The organism is Rhodoferax sp., from assembly GCF_023701345.1.
Classification (GTDB): Bacteria; Pseudomonadota; Gammaproteobacteria; order Burkholderiales; family Burkholderiaceae_C; genus Rhodoferax.
The window spans coordinates 1-21,958 of the sequence record NZ_JAMPXE010000019.1; the positions used below are offsets into that span (position 1 = coordinate 1).

Genomic DNA, 21,958 nt, shown 5'->3' on the forward strand with positions numbered 1-21,958 from the left:
ATGATCCTGGCTGACAGCAGGACGCACGGGCTGGTCTGGCGCGCACGTCCCCGAGGGGGTAACCAGTACAATGCAACGATTCTTTGCTACCCACTTAGCCCATGTCCAAATCTCTGGTTCGTCCTTTTTGCTTGAGTTTGACAGGCTTTTTGCTTGTCGGTTTGACCGCGTGTGGCAGTCTGGATCAAGCCAGCAACCGCATGGTCAATGTGATCACACCTTACAAAATTGACATTGTGCAAGGCAATTTTGTCTCGCGTGAGCAAGCTGATGCGCTCAAGGAGGGCATGAGCCGCTTGCAGGTGCGAGACATTCTGGGTACGCCTCTGCTGGTCAGCGTGTTTCACACCAATCGCTGGGACTATGTCTTTACCTTCAAGCGTCAGGGCGTTGAGCCGCAATCGCGCCGGGTCACCGTGTTTTTCGATGGCGATCGTCTGGTGAAGATTGAAGCGGATGTGTTGCCAAGCGAGGCCGAGTTTGTTGCCTCGCTGGACTCCGGCCGCAAAACCGGCAAGGTTCCTGTGCTGGAAATGTCCGAAGAAAGCCTCAAGGCCACGGCTGTTGCCGTGCAACCTGAACTCAAACCCTTGCCGCCCTTGCCAGCGAGCTACCCGCCGCTGGAAAGCAGCGCCAACTGATTCCTGACCATGACTGACTCCCCACTTCACCGCATTTGTGTGGCCGGTGCCAGCGGCCGCATGGGCCGCATGCTGATCGAGGCCATTTGCCGTTCAGACGATTGCCAGCTCAGCGGCGCGCTCGATGTCGCCTCCAGCCCTGCCGTCGGCCTGGACCCGGCGGCTGCTTTCGGACTCAGCAGCGGGATTGCCATCAGCGCTGACCTGCACACCGGCTTGAACCATGCCCAGGCCCTGATCGATTTCACCCGTCCCGAAGGGACGCTGGCGCATTTGCAGGTCTGTCGCGAGCTGGGCGTCAATGCCGTCATTGGCACCACCGGTTTCAGCGAAGCGCAAAAACAGGAAATTGCCGAGATCGCCAAAGACATCGCCATCGTGCTGGCGCCCAACATGAGCGTGGGCATGAACGTCACGCTCAAACTGCTGGAAATGGCGGCCAAGTCGCTCAATGCCGGCTATGACATTGAAATCATCGAGGCGCATCACCGCCACAAGGTCGACGCGCCATCGGGCACTGCCCTGAAAATGGGCGAAGTCATTGCCGGGGCGCTCGACCGCGACCTGAAGGAATGTGCCGTTTATGCCCGCCATGGGGTGACTGGCGAACGCGATCCCTCGAGCATTGGTTTTGCCACCATCCGCGGCGGTGACATCGTGGGCGACCACACCGTGCTGTTTGCCGGCACCGGCGAGCGCATCGAGATCAGCCACAAGTCCTCCAGCCGGGTCTCTTACGCCCAGGGCAGTTTGCGCGCGGTGCGTTTTCTGAGTGGCCGCAAAAACGGGCTGTTTGACATGTCCGACGTGCTCAAGCTCAAATGAATCTGGCGCAGCTATTCCTGCAAGGCGATGCCCTGGCGCGCGCGGTCACGCTGCTGCTGCTGGCCATGTCGGTGACGAGCTGGGTCGTCATTCTCTGGAAAACATGGTTGTTGCGGCGCGCCAATGCCGACGTGGTGCGTTGCATTGCCGCTTTTTGGCAAGCCGGTTCGGTGGCTGATGCCGTCCAGAAAATCAGGGCATTTGACCGGGAGTCGCTGATCCTGCCGCTGGTGCTTTCGACCCACCTTGAAGCCAATCAAACCCTGGCCAGCAAGGGCGACCGCGCCCAGCAGCTGACCCGCGTGCTGCGCAATGCCCTGCATGCCGCGCTCGCCAGGCTCCAGCACGGCCAGGTCCTGTTGGCCACCATCGGTGCCACGGCGCCATTCGTCGGTCTGCTCGGCACCGTGTGGGGCATTTACCATGCGCTGATTGGCATCGCCAGCGTGGGCCAGGTCACGATCGACAAAATTTCAGGTCCGGTGGGCGAGTCGCTGATCATGACGGCCGCGGGCCTGCTCGTCGCCATCCCGGCCGTGCTGGCCTACAACGTGCTGGGCCGGGCGGTGGCGCGGCTTGAGGCCGAGCTCGAAGGCTTCGCCCGCGACCTGCGCGAGCTCGGCAGCAGCGGGGCGCTCGCGCGCTAAGGCCGGCCATGTCATTTGGCCGTCTGGACCGTTCCCTGGGTGCGCAGCCCATGAGCGACATCAACATGACGCCACTGATTGACGTGATGCTGGTGCTGGTGGTGATTTTTATCATCACCGCGCCGCTGCTGGCCAGTTCCATCAAGCTTGACTTGCCCACCACCGAGGCTGCCAAGGCGGGCGATGCGCCCCAGTCGGTGACCGTGATCGTGGACGCCTCCGGGCAGGCCTTCTGGCAAGACCAGGCCGTGGCCATGGACGTGCTGGTGCGCCAACTCCAGCAATCGGCCCAGGCCAATCCGCAGACCGAAGTCCTGCTGCGCGCCGACAAAACCGTGCCCTATGGCCGCATCGTCGAGGTCATGGGTGCGGCCCAGAGCGCAGGTTTGAATCGCATCGGCTTCGTCGCAGATGCGCCTGCAGCGGCTGCCAAACCCTAAAATCAAGCCCTATTTCACGCCATAGCGGCCCCAGCGGCCGCATTTTCAGATCGCCATGCAAGACAAATACACGCACCTTGATGTTGAACCCGCTGCACAGGCCCATTGGGGTGCCCTCGACGCTTACCGCGTGACTGAAAACGCAGTCGACGTCAACGGCAAGCCCAAAAAGAAGTTCTACGCCTGCTCCATGCTGCCCTACCCCAGTGGCAAGCTGCACATGGGCCATGTGCGCAACTACACCATCAACGACATGCTGACGCGCCAGCTGCGCATGCAGGGATTCAATGTGCTGATGCCGATGGGCTGGGATGCCTTTGGCCTGCCCGCTGAAAACGCGGCACTCAAAAACGGTGTGCCGCCGGCGAAATGGACGTTCGAGAACATCGCCTACATGAAACAGCAGATGCAGGCCATGGGCCTGGCCATCGACTGGAGCCGGGAAGTGGCTACCTGCACACCCGAGTACTACAAATGGAACCAGTGGCTGTTCCTGAAAATGCTGGAGCGTGGCATTGCTTACCGCAAGACCCAGGTCGTCAACTGGGACCCGGTCGACATGACCGTGCTGGCCAACGAGCAGGTGATCGACGGCAAGGGCTGGCGCACCGGCGCCGTTGTTGAAAAACGCGAAATTCCGGGCTACTACCTCAAGATCACCGATTACGCCGAAGAACTGCTGGCCAACGTCACCGGCGACAGCATGCCGGGCTGGCCCGAGCGTGTCAAGCTGATGCAGGAAAACTGGATCGGCAAGTCCGAGGGCGTGCGCTTTGCCTTCACCCATGACATCAGGGACGCTTCCGGCGCCTTGATTGGCGATGGCCGCATGTATGTGTTCACGACCCGGGTCGACACCATCATGGGTGTCACCTTTTGTGCCGTGGCGGCCGAGCACCCGCTGGCCACCCAGGCGGCCGCCGGCAACCCAGCTTTGGCCGCCTTCATCCAGGAATGCGCGCACGGCGGCACCACCGAGGCCGAACTCGCCACACAAGAGAAAAAGGGCATGGCCACCGGCCTGTTTGTCAGGCATCCGTTGACCGGCGACCAGGTCGAAGTCTGGGTCGGCAACTATGTGCTGATGAGCTACGGTGACGGCGCCGTCATGGGCGTGCCGGCGCACGACGAGCGCGACTTTGCCTTCGCCCTGAAATATGACCTGCCGATCAAGCCGGTGGTGGCGGCTAATTCAGAAGTTTTCGACACGACCGTTTGGCACGACTGGTATGCCGAAAAAGGCGCGGGCGTCGCCATCAACTCCGGCAAGTACGACGGCCTGAAGTTCAAAGACTGTGTCGACGCCGTGGCCTTCGACTTGGTGGCGCTTGGCCTGGGCGAGAAAAAAGTGACCTGGCGTCTGCGCGACTGGGGCGTGTCGCGTCAGCGTTACTGGGGCACGCCGATTCCGATCATCCATTGCGTCGAGCATGGCGCCGTGCCGGTGCCCGAGCAGGACCTGCCGGTGGTGCTGCCGCAAGACTGCATTCCGGATGGTTCCGGCAACCCGCTGGTGAAACACGAAGGCTTCCACGCCGGTGTCACTTGCCCGATCTGCGGCAAGGCGGCGCGGCGCGAAACCGACACCATGGACACTTTTGTCGACAGTTCCTGGTACTTCATGCGCTACTGCGACCCGACCAACCGTGACAACATGGTGGCCGAGGGCGCTGACTACTGGATGCCGATGGACCAGTACATCGGCGGCATCGAGCACGCTATCCTGCACCTGCTGTATGCGCGCTTCTGGACCAAGGTGATGCGCGACCTCGGGCTGGTCAAGGTTGACGAACCCTTTACCAAGCTGCTGACGCAGGGCATGGTGCTGAACCACATTTACTCGCGCAGAACAGACAAGGGCGGCAAGGATTATTTCTGGCCGTCTGATGTTGAAAACGTGCTCGACGAGGCCGGCAAGGTGACCGGCGCCAGGCTCAGGAACGCGGTGGGCGATCTGCAGGTGGGCACGGCCATCGACTACGAAGGCGTCGGCACCATGTCCAAATCCAAGAACAATGGCGTCGATCCGCAGGACCTGATTGAGAAATACGGTGCCGACACGGCGCGCCTGTACACCATGTTCACCGCGCCGCCCGAGGCCACGCTGGAGTGGAACGACGCGGCGGTCGAAGGCAGTTACCGCTTCCTGCGCCGGGTCTGGAACTTCGGTGTCAAGCTGTCGACCAGCGCGAGGGATGCTGTCAATGCCAGCCTGAACGCCGACGGCAGCCTGAAAACGGTGGCGTTTGGCAAGGAGGCCAAAGCCTTGCGCCTGGAGATCCACACCGTTCTCAAACAGGTCGATTACGACTACCAGCGCATGCAGTACAACACGGTGGTCAGTGGCGCGATGAAGATGATCAATGCGCTGGAGAATTTTGCCCCCACGCTTGGTACTGGCGTGTCCTCGCTGCCCCCCGAGGGAGTCCTCCCGGCTAGGGGCGGCCCGTCGCCGGTCGTCAAGGCGGTCGAGTCGGCCGGCGCTCAGGTCGCGCTGGTCGAGGGTTTTGGCATCTTGCTGCGCTGCCTGTACCCGGCTACCCCGCACATCACGCACGCCTTGTGGTCCGAGCTGGGTTATGCCGCAGCCCTGGGCGATCTGCTCGATGCACCCTGGCCCCGGGTCGATCCTGACGCGCTGGTGCAAGACGAGATCGAACTCATGTTGCAGGTCAATGGCAAGCTGCGCGGCTCGATTCTGGTCCCCGCCACGGCCGACAAGGCCGGCATCGAACAGGCTGCCCTGGCCCATGAGATGTTCCAGAAATTTGCCAACGGTGCGGCCCCCAAAAAAGTGATTGTGGTGCCGGGGCGCCTGATCAATCTGGTGCTTTAAGCCATGTTGCCCCGCACCTCCATGGCTGTTTCGATCTGCACGACACGTCGTGCCCTGATGCAATCCGCCGGCCTGGCGGCCGTCAGCGTCGGGCTGGCAGGCTGCGGCTTCCGTTTGCGCGGCAGTCAGGCTTTTGCCTTTCAACGCATCGCTATCCTGCCCCACCCCGGCGGTGGCGTGGTGCAGGAGCTGCGCCGCGCCTTCGGTTCGGCCGTGCAGGTGCTGGCCGCTGACGCACCCATCGCGCAAGCGCAACTGGTGCTGAATGTGGCCAACGAGCAGCGCGATAGAGTCGTGGTCGGCGTCAACGCCTCGGGGCAAGTGCGTGAACTGCAGCTGCGCATGCGGGTGCGCTTGCAGCTGCGAACCGCCCTGGGCAAGGAAATCATTGAGGGCGACGACATCGTGCAACAGCGCGACATCAGCTACAACGAGTCGGCGGCGCTGGCCAAAGAAGCCGAAGAAGCGCTGCTGTTCCGCGACATGCAGTCCGATATCGTGCAACAAATCCTGCGCCGGCTGGCCGCCATTCAACCGGGTCAACTGGATTGACCTGGCCCCATGCAAATCCAGACTGCCTCGCTTGCCGCGCACCTGCAAAAAGGCCTGAAAAGCCTGTACACGCTGCATGGTGATGAGCCGCTGCTGATCCAGGAGGCGCTCGATGCCATTCGTCTGGCAGCTCGCGCCCAGGGCTTTACCGAGCGCAGTTCCCACACCGTCTCGGGTGCCCACTTCGACTGGAGCGAGGTGCTGGCAGCAGGGGGGTCCCTCAGCCTGTTTGCCGACAAGCAAATTCTTGAATTGCGCATCCCGTCCGGCAAGCCTGGCAAGGAAGGCAGCGTTGCCTTGCAACAGTTGGCGCAAGCGGCACAGGGCAACGACAGCATGCTGACGCTGGTGATCCTGCCCCGGCTTGACCGCGCGACCAAATCCAGCGCCTGGTTTGTCGCCCTCGAAGCCGGTGTCACGCTCGAAGTGAGCCCAATCGAGCGTGCTGCGCTGCCGCAGTGGATTGCCCAGCGCCTGGCGGCCCAGGGACAGCGCGTGGTGGCGGGTGTCGAAGGTCAGCGCACACTGCAATTTTTTGCCGACCGGGTCGAGGGCAACCTGTTGGCTGCGCACCAGGAAATTCAGAAGCTGGCACTGTTGCATCCGGCGGGTGAATTGAGTTTTGAGCAAATCGAGGGTGCCGTGCTCAACGTGGCCCGTTATGACGTTTTCAAGCTCAGCGAGGCGGTGCTCGCAGGCCAGCCCGCGCGCGTGCAGCGCATGCTCGATGGCCTGCAGGCCGAAGGCGAGGCCGAGGTGCTGGTGCACTACACGCTGGCAGAAGACATTCGCGCCCTGAAACGCGTCAAGGATGCCATCAGCCGCGGCAGTCCGCTGCCCATGGCCTTGCGCGAACAGCGGGTCTGGGGCAACAAGGAGCGCCTGTTCGAACGGGTGGTGCCACGCTTGAGCGCAGCGATGTTGACCGGTTTTTTGCAAGATGCCCACCAGGTGGATGGTGTGGTCAAAGGTCTCAAGCGGCCTGACTGGCCTGTCGAGCCCTGGCAGGCATTGCAGCTGTTGGCGTTGCGCCTGTGCCGGGCCTGTGCGCCACATAAACCTGGTTGACAGATTGAGGCCGCCCGACATTGGCGTGTCAGCGTGGTGTCAACCAACAGGTTCCATGATGCGCCGTGAGCAGGAACCCCGGCCGGGGTTTTGTTGTTCACTTTAACAAAGGAGTAAGCATGAGAAAGTTTCTGTCACTATTGGGTCTGAGTCTGTCACTGTCCCTGTCCCTGGGCAGTGCCTTTGCCGCAAGCCCGGTTGCCCCTGCCAAGCCTGCTAGTGCGGCTACACCGGCTACACCGGCGGTACCTGCGGTACCTGCGGCAAAAAGTACCCAACAGAACAAAATGACGACCTGCAACAAGGCAGCTGGTGACAAAAAACTCAAGGGCGACGAGCGCAAAGCCTTCATGAAAAGCTGCCTCAGCAACAAGACTTGAGCCGTCCGGTAAAGTCGGTCAAAAAAGCCGCCAGTGGCGCGATGCCGGGGGCCACTTGAGGTGATAAATCCCGGTTGTCAGCATCCCTGCTGCCCCCTCGAACCCAAAATGTTCAGGGGGTTTTTTCATGGCAGCACCAGGCAAGCGCCTGAGGCGCAGGATTTCCAACTATTTCGCCCGGGTTAATCTTCTGCTAATGCTGGCCTGCCAATATCGGCGCCATGACATCAGTAAAAGATTTTTCAGAATGGTCCAGGCCCGGACCGGGTCTGTCGTTGTGGCGGGCAGGGCATCAGGCCAGGCGTCGCCTAGAACTGGTGCCGCTGGGCGAAGAAGCGGAGCAACGGGCAGCGATGGACTTCATCCGGCGCCGTTTTAACCAGACGCACCGGGCGCAGATTTCGCATTTCATGCCTCAGCTGTTCGGCTTGCAGTCCGACGACGGGACCCTGTACGGTGCCGCAGGCTGCCGTCCGGCCGCCAGTGGCGTGCTGTTTCTCGAGCGCTACCTGGATGTCCCGATCGAGCAGGCCATCTTTGCGCGAAGTGGCGTTCAGGTGAAACGCCATCAGATCGTGGAGGTGGGCAACCTGGCAGCCGAGGGTGTGGGCACGGCCCGCACCCTGATCGTCAAGCTGACGCGCCTGTTGGCCCTGCAGGGTTTTCGTTGGGTGACGTTCACCGGTACCCGGGAACTGCTCAACAGCTTTTACCGTCTCGGACTGGCGCCGCAATCGCTGGGGCTGGCCGATCCGGCGCGCATGGGTGAGTCATTGGCCGAGTGGGGCCGCTACTACGACAGCCAACCCCAGGTGGTGTTTGGCGAGATCCTGCCGGCGCACCGGCAACTGGCCGAAGCGCAGCCAGCTAAAGACATATTTCCGTTGCATTCCGCGTCACGAGGGCTACAGCATGCGGCCTGAGCTCCGCGCTTTCTGGCAGGCCTTGGCCGCCCATGGCAGCCACGTCGCCTTGTCCGATGGCAGCCACACGCTGCGCTACGTCGAACTGCTGGCTGATGTTCAGCAACGCATGGCCCAGCTGGTCGAGCTCAAGGCGCAACGTGTGGCGCTTTGTCTGGACAACAGCATTGACTGGGTGCTGTGGGACCTCGCTTTGCTGTTCTCCGGACGGGTCTGCGTTCCTGTGCCCGACTTTTTTTCAGAAAGCCAGAAGGCCCACGTGCTGGAAAGCTCCGGCGTCGACACCCTGATCGGTGGACCAGAGGCACTGGCCAGCCGCTGCGGCTTTGCCACCTGCCGCCCAAACATCGCACAGCGCGCGCTGGTTACGGTGCCGCTCTTGGCCGAGGGCACCCGGAAAATCACCTACACCTCGGGCACGACTGGCCAGCCCAAGGGCGTTTGCCTGGATGCCGGGGCGCAGCTCGCCGTGGCGCAGAGTCTGCGCCAGGCCACTGGTGCTTGCGCTACCGATCGCCACCTGTGTGTGTTGCCCCTGGCCACCCTGCTGGAGAATATTGCCGGCATTTACACCCCGCTGCTGGCCGGTGCCCGCGTCGAGTTGCGTGCCATGGCCGACATCGGGCTGCAAGGCGCCAGCGGGCTGGACTTGCCACGTTTGCTGGCCAGTGTGTTCGCCATTGCGCCAAGCAGCCTGATTCTGGTGCCGCAGCTGCTGATGGCGCTGGTCAGTGCGGCCGAGCGCGGCATGGCCTTGCCTGCCAGCCTGCGCTTCGTCGCAGTGGGCGGCGGCCGGGTGGCACAGCAACTGCTGCTGCGGGCCGAGGCCCTGGGTTTGCCGGTGTTCGAAGGCTACGGTTTGTCGGAATGTGCCTCGGTGGTCTGCCTCAATACACCGCAGCATCGACGCATCGGGGCCGTGGGACGACCCTTGCCACACCTGCAGGTCAGTCTGGCGGCTGATGGTGAAGTACTGGTACGTGGCGCGCGCATGCTCGGCTACCTGGAGGAGGCAGCGACCGGCGACGACTGGCTTGCCACCGGCGACCTGGGGCATTTCGAGGACGGGTTTCTGGTGCTGCACGGGCGCAAGAAGCACCAGTTCATCACCGCCTATGGCCGCAACGTGAATCCCGAATGGGTCGAGGCCGAGCTGACGCAGCAAGCCGCCATTGCCCAGGCCTGGGTCCACGGCGAGGCGCTTCCCGGCAACCTGGCGGTGCTGGTGCCGCGTGATGCGGCGCTCAGCGACGCCGAACTGGGCGCTGCGGTGGTGCGCGTGAACGCCAGTCTGCCGGACTATGCGCGGGTACAGCATTGGTTGCGCGCCGACCACGCTTTCAGCCCGGCCAATGGCCTGGCCACCGCCAACGGCCGCTTGCGCCGTGCCGCGCTCTGGGCGCATTACGAGGGGCATTTTGCCGCCACAGCTGAAACCAACTAAACCAGTGAAGACCGATGAAATTTTTCGATCAAATCCAGACGCAATCCGCCACAGAACGCGAGTACCTGCTCAGCGCCCCGATCATTGCGCAGGCCATCAACGGCCAGGTCAGCCGCGCCAGTTACGTGGCCTTCCTGACCCAGGCCTACCACCACGTCAAGCACACCGTGCCTTTGCTCATGGCGTGCGGCGCGCGTTTGCCTGATCGACTCGAATGGCTGCGCGCGGCCGTGGCCGAGTACATCGACGAGGAGTATGGCCATGACGAGTGGATCCTCAACGACATTGCCGCCTGCGGCGCCGATGCCGATGCGGTGCGCCACAGCCTGCCGGCCATGCCAACCGAGTTGATGGTGAGCTACGTCTACGACCGCATCGCCAGGCACAACCCGGTCAGCTTCTTCGGCATGGTCAACGTGCTTGAGGGCACCAGCATCGCCCTGGCCACCCGCGCGGCCGGCACCCTTCAGACCAGCCTGGGGCTGCCGAACAAGGCCTTCAGCTACCTCGCCTCGCATGGCAGCCTCGACCTGGAGCACATCAAGTTGTTTGAGAACCTGATGAATCGACTTGACAGCGAGGACGACAAGACCGCCGTGGTCCACACCGCCCGGGTCGTCTACCGCCTCTATGGCGAGATGTTCCGCACGCTGCCCCTGTCAAACTGAAAGGCCATCCATGCAATTGAGAACCTCCCGCTTTTTGATGACGGGCGCCAGTGGCGGCATCGGCCAGGCCATGGTGGAGCAGCTCTGCGCCGGCGGCGCCCATTTACTTCTGGTGGGCCGACAAAGCGCGGCACTGCAGGCGCTGGTGCACAGGTTTCCTGGCCAGGTGCAGCTGGTCTTTGCCGATCTGCGCGAGCGGCCAGGGCGTGACGCCGTGCTGGCGGCCGCCCGCAATTTTGGTGGTCTGAATGGCCTGATCAATCTGGCCGGGGTCAACCAGTTCGGCTTGCTCGAACACCAGGATGACGAGGCCATCGCCGACATGGTGGCACTCAATGTCACCGCCACCCTGCAATTGACCCGCCATGTGTTGCCGCTGCTGCGTCAGCAGGAGAACGCCTTGCTGGTCAATGTGGGCTCCACTTTCGGCTCCATCGGCTACCCGGGCTTTGCAGCTTATTGCGCCACCAAGTTTGCGGTGCGGGGGTTTTCCGAGGCCTTGCGCCGCGAGTTGGCCGACACCCATGTGAAAGTGCTGTATGTGGCGCCGCGCGCCACCCAGACCAGCATGAACGCCGCGCCGGTGGTTGAGCTCAACCGCCAGCTCAAGGTGACCATGGATGATCCGCAGGAAGTGGCGCGTCAGATCGTCAGGGCCATTGAGCGGGAGCGCGAAGAGCTTTACCTTGGCTGGCCCGAGAAATTTTTTGTTCGTCTCAACAGCTTGCTGCCGCGCATGGTCGATCAGGCGCTGCGCAAGCAGTTGCCGCTGATCCAGCGTTTGGCCCGTGTGAAACCCTAACCTCAAGGAAAATTTGATGAAATTCAGTCGCCGTATTGTTATGTTCCTGTTGGTCCTGAGCAGCCTGCCTGCGCTGGCACTCAGTGACGCCAGCCGCCTCAGGCTCGAACATATCCAGGGCCGCTGGGCCGAGGTCAATTACCAGCTCCCGGCCAAACAGCGCGAGGGTGCCTTCGCCGAACTGGCGCAACTCGCGGCCAGTGCCGTGACCGCCGAGCCTGCGGCGGCTGAACTGCGGGTCTGGCACGGCATTGTGCTGGGCACCTACGCGGGCGCCAAGGGGGGGCTGGGTGCGCTCGACCTGGTCAAGCAGGCCAAGCTCGAGTTGGAGCAGGCCATCCAGCTCGATGCCCAGGTTCTCGGGGGTTCGGCCTACACCAGCCTGGGTAGCCTGTACTACCAGGTGCCGGGGTGGTCGCTCGGTTTCGGTGACGATGCCAAGGCCGAGGCCCTGCTCAAGCAGGCGCTCGCGCTCAATCCCGACGGCATCGACCCCAATTATTTCTATGGCGACTTCCTGCAGCGCAAGAAGCGTTATAAAGAGGCCAAGACGTTCCTGGAAAAAACCTTGAGGGCGGCTGACCGGCCCGGGCGGGCTATCGCCGACGAAGGCCGTCGTGCCGAGACCCGTGAACTGCTCAAAGTCGTTCAGGAAAAGCTCTGAATACATCGAGAGAACGGAAGCACATGCGCATTCTGCTGGTGGAAGATGACGTCGCCCTGGGCGATGGCATACGCATTGCCCTCAAGCCCGAGGGTTACACCGTGGATTGGTTGCAGGATGGCGTGAGCGCCCTGCACGCCTTGACGCACGAGAGTTTCGATCTGGCGGTGCTTGACCTCGGACTGCCCCGGATGGAGGGTCTGGAGGTGCTCAAGGCCCTGCGCTCTGCCCACAATCCGATCCCGGTGCTGGTGCTCACAGCGCGTGACAGCACCAGCGATCGGATTGCCGGACTGGACGCCGGTGCCGACGATTATCTGGTCAAGCCCTTCGACGTGGATGAACTTCAGGCCCGCATGCGGGCCCTGTTGCGGCGCAGCTTTCAACGCCCCCAGCCCCTCCTCGTGCATGGCGAGATCAGCCTGGATCCGGCCAGCCATCGGGTGTGTTACCAGGGACAGCCCGTGGTGCTGCAGCGCAAGGAATACCTGCTGTTGCACCAATTGCTGAGCCAGCCGGGCAGAGTGCACACGCGTGACAAGCTGGTGCAGGTGCTCTACGGCTGGAACGAAGAGGTGGAGAGCAATGCCCTGGATGTGCATATTCACCACCTGCGCAAGAAGCTTCATCCCGACCTGATCCGGACCGTGCGAGGCGTGGGTTACATGGTGGACAAGGCATGAACTCGATCCGCCGGCGCATCCTGTTGCTGGTCCTGGGTCTGTTGGGGCTGACCTTGTCGTTCATTTCTTACTGGAGCTACAGCGACGCCCGCCACGAGGTCGAAGAAGTGTTCGACGCCGAGTTGCTGCAAACCGCGCGTCTGGTGGCTGGCTTGATTGGCCGGGATATGGGGTTAGCCGAACGCCTGGCGCTGCAGGCCACGCTCGACGAGGCGATCGGTGGGCAAGCCGGCGTTGGCCAGGGGGGCATCGACGCGCACGAGTACGAAGGCAAGCTGGGTGTGTTGGTGATGGATGGACAGGGTGCCACCTTGCTGCATTCGGTCAGTTCACCGGTCAGTTCCTTTGCCCAGTTGCCTCTGGCGCAGTTCAGGCAGGCCGCGCCGCCCCAGCCGGTCTCGGGTGCCGCTGTGCCCGCGCTGGCCGGTGTCGCGGCGGGTTTTCGAGATGTCGAGTTGGGCCAGCATGACTGGCGCCTGTTTCTGCTGCATGACCAGACCGATGACCTCTGGATCCTGGTGGGTGAGCGCACCGATGTGCGGGGCGAGCTGGCTGCCAAAATTGCCTGGCGCAGCCTGGTGCCCGACCTGCTTGGCCTGCCGCTGGTGGCGTTGCTGGTCTGGCTGGCCGTGGGCTGGGGCCTGAGCCCGCTGGAAGGCATGGTGCGCTTGCTGAAATCGCGTGCGCCCGACAGTCTGTTGCCGCTGGTTGTGGGGCCGGTGCCGATCGAGCTGGACCCCATGGTGGCCTCGATCAACCGGCTGTTGGTGCATGTCAACGAATTACTGGCCCGGGAAAGGCGCTTTCTGGCGTATGCCGCGCACGAGCTGCGAACCCCGCTGGCGGTGCTGCGTATCCAGGTCCATAACGCGGCCCAGGCGCCGGATGCCGCCGATCGGAGCGAGGCCTTGAAGCAGCTTGACAGCAGCGTGTTGCGCACCACCCGCGTGGTGGAGCAGCTGCTGACCCTGGCGCGACTCGAGCCGGGCGCCGCCGAATTGGACCTGCAAGTCATCAATATGCTGGTGCGGGTGCGCGAGCAACTCGCAGAATTGACGCCGCTGGCGCTGGGCCGCCAGCAGGAGCTGACGCTGGAGGCGTCCGGGCCAGAAGACTGGCACCTTCTTGCCGATGCGCATTGCGTGGATGTGCTGCTGCAGAACCTGGTCAGTAATGCCGTTCAGCACACGCCCGAGGGCGGTCAGGTCTTGGTCTCCTTGCTAGCTGAATCAGATGCCGTGACGCTGTGCGTGCAAGACAGCGGTCCGGGCGTTCCGGCCGAACTGCGCGGCCAGGTCTTCGAGCCATTTTTTCGCCAGGGCCCGGCACAGGGGGCCGGGCTTGGCCTGGCCATTGTGGCGCGCATCGTTGAACTGCACTTTGCGCGCATAAGCCTGGGCGACAGCACGCAGGGCGGCCTGCAGGTGTGCGTTCGCTGGCCCCGGGGGGCTGCCGTGCGGCCAGCACCCGCCGGGGTGGCTCAATCGTTCACAGCCGGGGCGACTTGACGGCTTGGATTCAGGCCGGCGACTGCCGGAACCCCGGGCCGGCATACTGTTCTTTCAGGTAGTCCACCCACAGCCGCACGCGCAGCGGCAGATGCTTGCGCTGCGGGAACACGGCGTAAATCCCGTTGGGTGGCGCGGCAAAGTCTTCCAGCACCGGCACCAGCGCGCCTGAAGCGATCTCGGCCTGCACTTCCCAAGTGCTGCGCCAGGCAATGCCGTAGCCCGCCAGGCACCAGTCAAACAAGACCTCGCCATCGGAGCAACTCAGCGGACCCCCGGTTTTGACGTGCACTACCTCCACTCTTTCTCTTTGCGGCACAGAAAAGGCCCAGCCCCGGTTTTGCGAGGCTTCGCTGGACAGCGTCAGGCAGTCAAAGCGGGTCAGGTCATGCGGCTGCCGTGGCGTGCCGTGGCGCTTGAGGTAGCCCGGGGTGGCCACGCACAGGCGGCGGTTATCGGCCAGGCGCACGCTCACCAGCGATGAGTCGGGCATCTCACCCACGCGCACGGCACAGTCAAAGCCCTCGGCTGCCAGGTCCAGCACGCGGTCGCTCAGGTTCAGTGAAATGCTCACTTCCGGGTGCAACGCGCGAAAGCGGGGTACCAGCGGTGCCACATGGCGGCGGCCAAAGCCGGCCGGGGCGGTCAGGCTCAAATGGCCGTTGGCCTTGATGCCGCCTGCCGACACGCTGGCCTCGGCATTGGCCAGGTCGGTGAGCAGGCGCTGGCAATCTTCCAGAAATGCGCCGCCCTCATGTGTCAGGCTGACACGCCGGGTGGTGCGCACCAGCAGTTTCACGCCCAGCCGCTCTTCCAGCGCATCCAGGCGTCGCCCGATGATGGCCGGTGCCACGCCCTCGGCCTTGGCCGCAGCCGTCAGGCCGCCACGCGTCGCCACCGCGACAAAGGTTTCGAGTTGTTTGAGCTTGCTCATGTTGGTCTGCCGGGGCCGGAATGGGTCCGGTCCTGAAACCACATGTTAACAATGAAGATAGGCGTTGACGTCAGGTGTAACGCTTGCTGCGCAGGTTGTCTTTCATGTCGCGCAACAGCGGCTGCAGCTTGTCGCTGCCAATGCGCAGTGCCACGCAGGTGGCCAGAATGTCGATGATCATCAGGTGCAGCAGGCGCGACACCATCGGGCTGTAGCGGTCATAGCCTTCAGGGTGGTCGGCAGCCACATGAATATCGCCCGCCGAAGCCAGCGGCGAGCCACTGGCGGTGATGACGATGGTGGTGGCGCCGTTCTTGCGTGCAATGTCGCAGGAGTCCATCAGATCACGGGTGCGCCCCGAGTTGGAAATCACCAGCACGCAGTCGCCCGGTTGCAACAGCGAGGCACTCATCACCTGCATGTGGCCGTCGCTGTAGGCCACGCCGTTGATGCCAAGCCGGAAAAACTTGTGCTGCGCATCCTGTGCCACCACACCCGAATTACCGACCCCAAAGAACTCAATCCGGCGGCCAGAATGGTAGGCCTTGAGCAGGGCGGCGACCGCCTTGTCGATGGCGCCGGAGGAGGCGTCGTTGCGGTATTTCAGAAAGGCCGCCACGGTGTTGTCGATGACCTTGACCATGATGTCGCTGGTTTTGTCGTCCACATCGACACTGCGGTGAATAAAAGGCACGCCCTCGCTGACGCTGCCGGCCAGCTTGAGCTTGAAGTCGCTCAGGCCGTCATAGCCCACGCTGCGACAAAAACGCACCACCGTGGGTTTGCTCACATGGGCGCGGTCGGCCAGCTCACTCACCGGCAGCAGGGCAAAGCTGCGCGGGTCGCTCAGCACCAGTTTGGCCACGCGCTGTTCAGCCGGGGCCAGCGAAGGCATGGAGGCTTTGATACGGTCTAACATTCTTCCGCCCAGCAAAAGCCGTCGCGGGCAATCATGGCGCTGGTGGCGCTGGGGCCCCAGGTGCCAGCGGCGTAGGGGCGCGGGCCCTGGGTATCGGTCTGCCAGTGGGTCAGCATGGGTTCGACCCAGCGCCAGGCTTCTTCCTGCTCGTCGCTGCGCACGAACAGGTTCAGGCGACCGTCGATCACGTCCAGCAGCAAGCGCTCGTAGGCACCGACGCGCTCGCCACCAAAACGCTTGTCAAAGTCCAGGTCCAGTTGCACCGGTGCCAGCGTGTGGGAGTTTTTGCGGTTGTCCTGGCCCTGGGCCAGCAGGTGCAGCTCCAGACCGTCCTTGGGTTGCAGGTTGATCACCAGCCGGTTGGCCATGCCGATTTGCGAGTTGAAAATGGCATGTGGCGTGGGCCTGAAATTGACCACGATGCGCGCATCGCGCCCGGCCAGCCGCTTGCCGGTGCGGATGTAAAACGGCACGCCGGCCCAGCGCCAGTTGGAAATCTCGGTGCGCAGCGCGACAAAAGTCTCCGTCTGGCTGCTTGGGTTGACGCCCAACTCGTCGCGGTAGGCGGCCACCGCGGCGCCGCCAATGGCGCCGGCGCCATACTGGCCGCGAATCACGTCCTGCACCAGGGTCTCGGCGGTCCAGGGCTTGAGCGAGCGCAACACCTTGAGCTTTTCATCGCGAATGGCATCGGCGTGCGAGTTGATGGGCGGCTCCATGCCAATCGCGCACAGCAGTTGCAGCGCATGGTTTTGCACCATGTCGCGCAGCGCGCCGGTGGTCTCGTAAAAAACCCCGCGCTTTTCCACGCCCAGTTCTTCGGCAATGGTGATCTGGATGTTGGCAATGTGCTCGCGCCGCCACAGCGGCTCAAACAGGGCGTTGCCAAAACGCAGCGCAAACAGGTTTTGCACCGCAGGCTTGCCCAGGTAGTGGTCGATGCGAAACACCTGTTTCTCGCTGAACACCTGGGCCACGCTGCGGTTGATGGCGCGGTTGCTGGCCAGGTCATGGCCCAGCGGCTTTTCCAGCACCACGCGGGTCTGCGGTGTGTTCAGGCCGGCGGCTGCCAATTGCTCGACGATGGTGGTGAACAACGTGGGCGCGGTGGCCAGGTACATCACCACGGTGTCGGCCTGGCGCTGTGCCAGCTTGTTGCCGAGGTAAGCGTAATGCGCGGGTTTGGACAGGTCCATGCTGACAAATTCCAGCAAACTGGAAAAGCGCTCGAACTCCTCTGGACTCGGACGTTTGGCCAGATCCACCTGGTCAAAGCGGCTAAGGATCAGGGCGCGGTAACGCTCGTCGCTGAGGTCATCTCGGCCAACACCAATGATGCGGGCACCCTCGGGCAGGGTGCCGTGTTTGAAGGCCTGGAACAGCGCGGGCATCAGTTTGCGCCAGGACAAGTCGCCGGTGCCGCCAAAGAGGACAAGGTCAAAACTCATATGGAAAATCAGATTTGGGGTTAAGGGATAGAGCCAAAAAAATGAACCCGTAATGTAACTTAGTTTCATTGTTTTTGCATAATCATGTAACTGTCATGTATTTCATGCTGATTTGTCGGCTGATAATGGATGTATGAACCAACTCGAAACACTCAAACAATTCACCACCGTGGTGGCCGACACCGGCGACTTCAGGCAAATTGAAGCCTTTCAGCCCACCGACGCCACCACCAACCCGTCGCTGATTCTCAAGGCAGTGCAAAAGCCCGAATACCGCTCCCTGCTGACCGAAACCGTGGCCCAGTACCGTGACCGTGCGCTCGATGAGATCACCGACCGTCTGCTGGTGCGTTTTGGCTGCGAGATCCTCTCGCTCATTCCGGGGCGGGTTTCCACCGAAGTCGATGCCCGCTTGAGCTTTGATACCGATGCAACCTATACCCGCGCCGAGCGACTCATCGATCTGTACCAGGCGCAGGGTATTCACATTGACCGCGTGCTGATCAAGGTGGCCGCCACCTGGGAAGGCATCCAGGCGGCCAGACGGCTGGAGCAGCGCGGCATTCACACCAATCTGACGCTGCTGTTCTCGTTCTGCCAGGCGGTCGCCTGCGGCCAGGCCAAGGTGCAATTGATCTCACCCTTTGTCGGTCGCATTTACGACTGGTACAAAAAATCAGCCGGCGCCAACTGGGTCGAGGCCGACCATGCGGGCGCCAACGACCCCGGCGTGCGGTCGGTGACGCAAATTTTCAACTACTACAAAAAATTTGGCATTGCCACCGAGGTCATGGGCGCGAGTTTTCGCAACATCGGCCAGATCACGGCGCTGGCCGGCTGTGACCTGCTGACCATCAGCCCGGACTTGCTGGCGCAACTGGCTGACAGCAAGGCACCGCTGGTGCGCGCGCTCGATGCCCAGGCCGTCCAAACGCTGGACCTGGCGCGCGTTGACTTTGATGAAGCCGGTTTCCGCTTTGCGCTGAACCAGGACGCCATGGGCACCGAAAAGCTGGCCGAGGGCATTCGCGCATTTTGTGCCGACGCCGGCAAGCTTGATCAGATGTTGCTCGCCGCGTGAGACATCTGCCGCTGCGCTTTTTTCCATGGCATTCGCGCATGTTTTACCAATGAGGTGATTGATGAACCGTACCCGTTGTGACCACACCCCCGCCTGGGGCCAATTGCAGGCCGTGTTTGAGGCCACGGGACGCACTTTTGATGTGCGTAGCGCCTTTGCTGCTGACCCGGCGCGCTTCGAGGCCTTCAGCCAAAGCGCGCCCCATGTGTTTGCCGATCTGTCCAAAAACCGGATCGATGCGGCTACAGAGTCGCTGCTGCTGGAACTGGCGCAGCAGACCGGGCTGGCGGCGCACCGCGATGCCATGTTTGCGGGCGAAGCCATCAACAACGCCGAGCAGCGCGCCGTGATGCACTGGTTGTTGCGGACGCCACCGCTGGACCCCGCCATGCCGGCGCAGTCCGTGCACCGGCATATGGCCGAGACGCTACACGAGGTGCACACCACGCTGGACGCGATGCTGGCGTTTGCTGAAGCAGTGCGTTCTGATGCGCAGATCACCGACATTGTCAACATTGGTATTGGCGGCTCGGACCTGGGCCCGCAAATGGCGGTGCTGGCGCTTGACGAATTCGTGCTGACCGGCAAACGCTTTCACTTTGTCTCGAATGTGGACGGGCACGAACTCAACGCGGTGCTCAGAAAAGTCAAGCCAGCGAGCACGCTGTTTCTGGTGGCCAGCAAAACCTTCACCACCATCGAGACCATGACCAACGCGCTGTCTGCCAAGGCCTGGTTTGAGGCCAATGGCGGCAGCGACATTGCCCGGCATTTCGCCGCGCTCACCACCAACGTGGCGGCGGCCAGGACTTTTGGCATCAGCACCACTTTTGGTTTTTGGGACTGGGTGGGCGGGCGTTATTCGGTGTGGTCGGCCATCGGCCTGCCGCTCGCGATCGCCATAGGCGCCCAGGGGTTCAGGGACTTCTTGGCCGGTGCCCACGCCATGGACGAACACTTTCGCAGCGCCCCGCTGGCGCACAACCTGCCGGTTCGGCTTGGCCTGCTGGACGTCTGGTACCGCAATTTTCATGGTTTCAGCAGCCGCTCGGTGGCGCCCTACCACAGCGCGCTCAAGCGTTACCCGGCCTACCTGCAGCAGCTGGAAATGGAAAGCAACGGCAAGCGGGTCGATGCCAGTGGCGACGCCTTGCCCTATGGCACGGCGCCGGTGATCTGGGGCGAGCCCGGCACCAACGGCCAGCACGCCTATTTCCAGATGCTGCACCAGGGCACCGACGTGGTTCCGGTGGAGTTTGTCGCGGTCAAGACACCCCGGCATGATCTGCCCGGCCACCACACGCTGTTGCTGGCCAACGTGCTGGCGCAGGCGCAGGCGCTCATGCTGGGCAAGGCGGACGCCGGTGGCCACAAGCACTTTACCGGCAATCGCCCCAGCACCTTTTTGCTGCTCGATAAGCTCAATCCTGCCAGCCTGGGTGCCTTGATTGCCTTGCAGGAGCACCGCGTTTTTGTCAGCGGCTCGGTCTGGGGCATCAACAGTTTTGACCAGTGGGGTGTGGAGCTGGGCAAGGTGCTGGCCAAGGACGTCGAAGCGCGGTTGCTGAGCGGCGATGTCGTTGGCCTCGATGCCTCCACGGCAGGTTTACTGGCAGGATTGCGCCGCTGAGCGCGCGACGCCGGTCAAAAACATAAAAAAACCCTGCAAGGCTCGCGCCCTGCAGGGTTTCGGATTTTGGAGGCGCGAGCCAGCCGGGTATTACATGCCCATGCCGCCCATACCACCCATGCCGCCCATGTCACCGCCGCCCATGCCGCCTCCGGCTGAGTCATCCTTTGGAGACTCAGACACCATGCACTCGGTGGTCAACATCAGCGAAGCCACAGACGCTGCGTTTTGCAGCGCCGTGCGGGTCACCTTGGTTGGGTCCAGAATACCCATTTCGATCATGTCGCCATAGGTGTCGTTGGCAGCGTTGAAGCCGTAGTTGCCCGTGCCAGCCATGACCGCGTTCACCACCACAGAGGCTTCGCCACCGGCGTTGTAAACGATTTCGCGCAGCGGCGCTTCGATGGCTTTCAGTACCAAAGCAATGCCGTGGTCCTGGTCAGCGTTGTCGCCCTTGATGGTGCCAGCGGTTTGCTTGGCGCGCAACAGCGCCACGCCACCACCAGCCACAATGCCTTCTTCCACAGCAGCGCGGGTGGCGTGCAGGGCGTCTTCAACGCGGGCTTTCTTCTCTTTCATTTCGACTTCGGTGGCAGCGCCAACCTTGATCACGGCAACACCGCCGGCCAGCTTGGCCACGCGCTCTTGCAGTTTTTCACGGTCGTAGTCGGAAGTGGCTTCTTCGATTTGCACGCGCACTTGTTTGACGCGGGCTTCGATGTCAGCAGCCGGGCCGGCACCGTCGATGATGATGGTGTTTTCCTTGCTCACTTCGATGCGCTTGGCCGAGCCGAGGTCAGCCAGAGTCACTTTTTCAAGTGTCAGGCCCACTTCTTCAGCAATGACCTTGCCACCGGTCAGGATGGCGATGTCTTCCAGCATGGCCTTGCGACGGTCGCCAAAGCCTGGCGCCTTGACTGCCACCACCTTCAGGATGCCACGGATGGTGTTGACCACCAAAGTTGCCAGGGCTTCGCCTTCGACATCTTCAGCAATGATCAGCAGCGGACGGCCCGACTTGGCGACTTGCTCCAGCGTGGGCAGCAGGTCACGGATGTTGCTGATCTTCTTGTCGTACAACAACACGAAGGGGTTTTCCAGCAGCGCGGATTGCTTCTCGGGGCTGTTGATGAAGTAGGGTGACAGGTAGCCACGGTCAAACTGCATGCCTTCGACGACTTCGAGTTCGGATTCGAGCGACTTGCCGTCTTCCACGGTGATCACGCCTTCTTTGCCCACTTTGTCCATCGCATCAGCAATGATCTTGCCAATGGTTTCGTCAGAGTTGGCAGAAATCGAGCCAACTTGCGCGATTTCCTTGGAAGTGGTGGTGGCTTTGGAGGCCTTCTTGAGTTCGCCGATCAGCACGGTCACAGCCTTGTCGATACCGCGCTTCAGGTCCATCGGGTTCATGCCGGCGGCCACGTACTTCATGCCTTCGCGCACGATGGCTTGTGCCAGCACGGTGGCGGTGGTGGTGCCGTCGCCAGCGATGTCAGAGGTCTTGGAAGCGACTTCCTTGACCATCTGCGCACCCATGTTCTGCAGCTTGTCCTTGAGCTCGATTTCCTTGGCCACGGACACACCGTCCTTGGTCACGGTGGGGGCGCCGAAAGAGCGCTCCAACACCACGTTGCGGCCTTTGGGGCCCAGCGTGACCTTGACCGCGTTGGCCAAAATGTTCACGCCTTCAACCATACGAGCGCGGGCTTCGCCGCCAAAAATTACGTCTTTTGCTGCCATGATGATTTCTCCAGATATTTCAATAAATTACAAACGGGTTGTGGGGGAAGAAAGCGTAGCGAGCAGGTGTCAGGCTAGGCGCACGGAGCACAGCAACCGGAACGTACTTCTGTACGTGAGGA

21 protein-coding genes are annotated in these 21,958 nt (G+C 62.4%); 17 read left to right on the top strand and 4 right to left on the bottom strand.

Going from position 1 to position 21,958, the window contains the following annotated elements:
* Positions 1-200 precede the first annotated feature (200 nt).
* The 15 genes from NDI87_RS04290 (at position 201) to NDI87_RS04360 (ending at position 14,081) form a co-directional block, all read left to right on the top strand.
* Positions 201-641 carry an outer membrane protein assembly factor BamE gene (locus NDI87_RS04290; RefSeq protein ID WP_296273597.1) on the top strand — a complete coding sequence of 147 codons (441 nt, stop codon included), beginning with the start codon at positions 201-203 and terminating at the stop codon, positions 639-641.
* Between the two features lie 9 nt (positions 642-650).
* Positions 651-1,466 (top strand): 4-hydroxy-tetrahydrodipicolinate reductase, encoded by an 816-nt coding sequence (dapB, locus tag NDI87_RS04295; RefSeq protein ID WP_296273565.1) that lies wholly within the window; start codon positions 651-653, stop codon positions 1,464-1,466.
* The gene (locus NDI87_RS04300; protein WP_296273566.1) at positions 1,463-2,113 is read left to right on the top strand and encodes a MotA/TolQ/ExbB proton channel family protein; all 651 of its coding nucleotides are present in this window, start codon (positions 1,463-1,465) and stop codon (positions 2,111-2,113) included. Before dapB ends, NDI87_RS04300 begins: the two co-directional genes overlap by 4 nt.
* Before the next feature lie 8 nt (positions 2,114-2,121).
* A complete protein-coding gene (locus NDI87_RS04305; RefSeq protein ID WP_296273567.1) occupies positions 2,122-2,553 on the top strand; it encodes a biopolymer transporter ExbD in 432 nt (143 codons plus the stop codon).
* A gap of 55 nt (positions 2,554-2,608) precedes the next feature.
* Positions 2,609-5,389, top strand: a complete 2,781-nt coding sequence (gene leuS / locus NDI87_RS04310; RefSeq protein ID WP_296273568.1) for a leucine--tRNA ligase — start codon at positions 2,609-2,611, stop codon at positions 5,387-5,389.
* A gap of 3 nt (positions 5,390-5,392) precedes the next feature.
* Positions 5,393-5,941 carry an LPS assembly lipoprotein LptE gene (gene lptE, locus NDI87_RS04315; protein WP_296273569.1) on the top strand — a complete coding sequence of 183 codons (549 nt, stop codon included), beginning with the start codon at positions 5,393-5,395 and terminating at the stop codon, positions 5,939-5,941.
* A 9-nt stretch (positions 5,942-5,950) separates the two neighbouring features.
* Positions 5,951-7,009, top strand: a complete 1,059-nt coding sequence (holA, locus tag NDI87_RS04320) for a DNA polymerase III subunit delta (protein WP_296273570.1) — start codon at positions 5,951-5,953, stop codon at positions 7,007-7,009.
* Between the two features lie 119 nt (positions 7,010-7,128).
* Complete coding sequence (locus NDI87_RS04325; protein ID WP_296273571.1) at positions 7,129-7,389, top strand: PsiF family protein; 261 nt, start codon at positions 7,129-7,131, stop codon at positions 7,387-7,389.
* Positions 7,390-7,610: 221 nt separating this feature from the next.
* Complete coding sequence (locus NDI87_RS04330; RefSeq protein WP_296273572.1) at positions 7,611-8,312, top strand: thermostable hemolysin; 702 nt, start codon at positions 7,611-7,613, stop codon at positions 8,310-8,312.
* Positions 8,302-9,756, top strand: coding sequence for an AMP-binding protein (locus NDI87_RS04335; protein ID WP_296273573.1), 1,455 nt, complete (start codon positions 8,302-8,304; stop codon positions 9,754-9,756). Before NDI87_RS04330 ends, NDI87_RS04335 begins: the two co-directional genes overlap by 11 nt.
* A 14-nt stretch (positions 9,757-9,770) precedes the next feature.
* A complete protein-coding gene (locus NDI87_RS04340) occupies positions 9,771-10,424 on the top strand; it encodes an iron-containing redox enzyme family protein (protein ID WP_296273574.1) in 654 nt (217 codons plus the stop codon).
* A gap of 10 nt (positions 10,425-10,434) precedes the next feature.
* Positions 10,435-11,226, top strand: a complete 792-nt coding sequence (locus NDI87_RS04345) for an SDR family oxidoreductase (protein WP_296273575.1) — start codon at positions 10,435-10,437, stop codon at positions 11,224-11,226.
* 16 nt (positions 11,227-11,242) lie between these two features.
* Positions 11,243-11,890, top strand: a complete 648-nt coding sequence (locus tag NDI87_RS04350) for a tetratricopeptide repeat protein (RefSeq protein ID WP_296273576.1) — start codon at positions 11,243-11,245, stop codon at positions 11,888-11,890.
* Positions 11,891-11,913: 23 nt separating this feature from the next.
* A complete protein-coding gene (locus NDI87_RS04355; protein ID WP_296273577.1) occupies positions 11,914-12,573 on the top strand; it encodes a response regulator transcription factor in 660 nt (219 codons plus the stop codon).
* Positions 12,570-14,081: an ATP-binding protein gene (locus NDI87_RS04360; protein WP_296273578.1), complete on the top strand. Its 1,512-nt coding sequence runs from the start codon at positions 12,570-12,572 to the stop codon at positions 14,079-14,081. The genes NDI87_RS04355 and NDI87_RS04360 overlap by 4 nt, the downstream gene beginning before the upstream one ends.
* A 10-nt stretch (positions 14,082-14,091) precedes the next feature.
* On the opposite strand, the gene NDI87_RS04365 is transcribed toward NDI87_RS04360, so the two are convergent.
* The 3 genes from NDI87_RS04365 to zwf form a co-directional block, all read right to left on the bottom strand.
* A complete protein-coding gene (locus NDI87_RS04365) occupies positions 14,092-15,015 on the bottom strand; it encodes a LysR family transcriptional regulator (RefSeq protein WP_296273579.1) in 924 nt (307 codons plus the stop codon).
* A gap of 70 nt (positions 15,016-15,085) precedes the next feature.
* Entirely contained in the window at positions 15,086-15,934 is an 849-nt protein-coding gene (locus NDI87_RS04370; protein WP_296273580.1) for an SIS domain-containing protein, read from the bottom strand.
* Positions 15,928-17,382 carry a glucose-6-phosphate dehydrogenase gene (gene zwf / locus NDI87_RS04375; protein ID WP_296273581.1) on the bottom strand — a complete coding sequence of 485 codons (1,455 nt, stop codon included), beginning with the start codon at positions 17,380-17,382 and terminating at the stop codon, positions 15,928-15,930. The genes NDI87_RS04370 and zwf overlap by 7 nt, the downstream gene beginning before the upstream one ends.
* Positions 17,383-17,515: 133 nt before the next feature.
* On the opposite strand from zwf, the gene tal reads away from it, so the two are divergent.
* A complete protein-coding gene (gene tal / locus NDI87_RS04380; RefSeq protein WP_296273582.1) occupies positions 17,516-18,463 on the top strand; it encodes a transaldolase in 948 nt (315 codons plus the stop codon).
* 61 nt (positions 18,464-18,524) lie between these two features.
* On the top strand, positions 18,525-20,093 hold the full coding sequence (gene pgi, locus NDI87_RS04385; protein ID WP_296273583.1) for a glucose-6-phosphate isomerase: 1,569 nt from the start codon (positions 18,525-18,527) through the stop codon (positions 20,091-20,093).
* 90 nt (positions 20,094-20,183) lie between these two features.
* On the opposite strand, the gene groL is transcribed toward pgi, so the two are convergent.
* The gene (gene groL, locus NDI87_RS04390) at positions 20,184-21,836 is read right to left on the bottom strand and encodes a chaperonin GroEL (protein ID WP_296273584.1); all 1,653 of its coding nucleotides are present in this window, start codon (positions 21,834-21,836) and stop codon (positions 20,184-20,186) included.
* Between the last annotated feature and the right edge of the window lie 122 nt (positions 21,837-21,958).